The following is a 1,421-nucleotide window of genomic DNA, read 5'->3' as shown; positions in this document are numbered from 1 at the left end:
GGACCGGTGTTGTACACATATCATGTGACCGACCGAAAACCCTTGTGGGAGCGAGCCTGCTCGCGAAAGCGATTTACGCAGCAGCGTTTTTCTGACGCAAACGCACACCCCCCGCCCGCGCCTCGATCTGCTCTTTGAGTTCATGGCGCATCCCCAGCAAAAACGCCAACTCAGCCACCACAAACAACGGCCCAACGATCAGCCCGGTCACATCATCGACAAACGCCGGCTTGCGCCCTTCGTAGTGATGCCCGACAAACTGGATCGCCCACCCCACCACAAACATCCCGACACCGCTCGCCAGCCAGACCAGCGTGCTTTGCTGCGCCAGCACCTGACCGGCCCACACACATAGCCCCAGCAACACTGTCATCAGCACCCCGAGGCGCAGCTCCAGACGCAGGTAGAACCACGCCGACGCCAGCGACACCAGCACCGCTGGCGAAAGCCAGCCCCCGGCCCATTGTGGACGGGATAGCAACACAGCCACTGCGACCACGATTAGCGGGATGCCAACAAAGTGCGTGGCGATGTTGCGCGGGTCACGGTGGTAGGCGGCGTATTGACTGAGATGGTCAACGAGGCTTTTTTTCATTGTTATTCCTCCTGTAGGGTGACTGATCTTGCCTCGGGGCCGTTTTTTGCTCTGTCAGCCAGGCGACAATCTCTAGGAGTTTTCATGGATATGCAGGTCTGGCGCCCGCGCCTGATGCGTGGTCAATGGTTCAGCCATTTGCCTGTTTCCTTACAGGATAGTCTGCTGACTGCTGCGCGGGTGCGGCATTTGGCGGCGGGTCAGCGCTTGTTCCAGCGCGGTGATCCACCGTGTGGCCTGTACGCGGTGCTTGAAGGCGCGGTGCGTATCGGCGCCGTGAGCGAACAGGGTAAAGAAGCGCTTCTGAGCCTGGTGGAGCCGCCGCATTGGTTTGGTGAAATCTGCCTGTTCGATGGTCAGCCACGTACCCATGATGCGTTTGGCGTAGGTCAGTGCACGCTGTTGCACATCCCGCAAACCGCACTGCTCGCCTTGCTGGACGAACAACCGGCGCACTGGCGTCAATTGGCGTTGCTGATGAGCCAGAAACTGCGCCTGACCTTCATCAATCTAGAACAGCTGAGCCTGATGCCCGCCCAGGCACGGCTGGCGCACCGCTTGCTGATGATCGCTGAAGGCTACGGCCAGATCGACGAACCACGCCGTGTCCTGCAATTACCGCAGGAGCAGCTGGCTTCAATGTTGTCGCTGTCGCGCCAGACCACCAATCAAATCCTCAAGGATTTGCAGGGGCAGGGGATTTTGAATCTGGGGTATGGCGAGATCGAGATTGTGGATGCCGGCCGGTTGCGGGCGTTGGCGACACTCTGACTGGGCCTCTTCGCGAGCAGGCTCGCTCCCACAGTGGATGTGGAGAACCCGAACC

At 59.9% G+C, this 1,421-nt stretch carries 2 protein-coding genes; one reads left to right on the top strand and one right to left on the bottom strand.

All coding sequences use genetic code 11. The features are described 5' to 3' along the window. Window positions 1-73: 73 nt before the first annotated feature. Complete coding sequence (locus tag ACW9HW_RS30055; protein WP_095192422.1) at window positions 74-595, bottom strand: Mpo1 family 2-hydroxy fatty acid dioxygenase; 522 nt, start codon at window positions 593-595, stop codon at window positions 74-76. An 84-nt stretch (window positions 596-679) separates the two neighbouring features. Between ACW9HW_RS30055 and ACW9HW_RS30050 the strand changes: the two genes are divergently transcribed. Beyond that, window positions 680-1,366: a Crp/Fnr family transcriptional regulator gene (locus ACW9HW_RS30050; RefSeq protein ID WP_095192421.1), complete on the top strand. Its 687-nt coding sequence runs from the start codon at window positions 680-682 to the stop codon at window positions 1,364-1,366. Window positions 1,367-1,421 lie beyond the last annotated feature (55 nt).

The sequence above is a fragment of the Pseudomonas sp. SDO5532_S415 genome (assembly GCF_054071155.1).
Note: the sequence above shows the minus strand (reverse complement) of the source record. Positions and strands in the feature narration are given on the sequence as shown.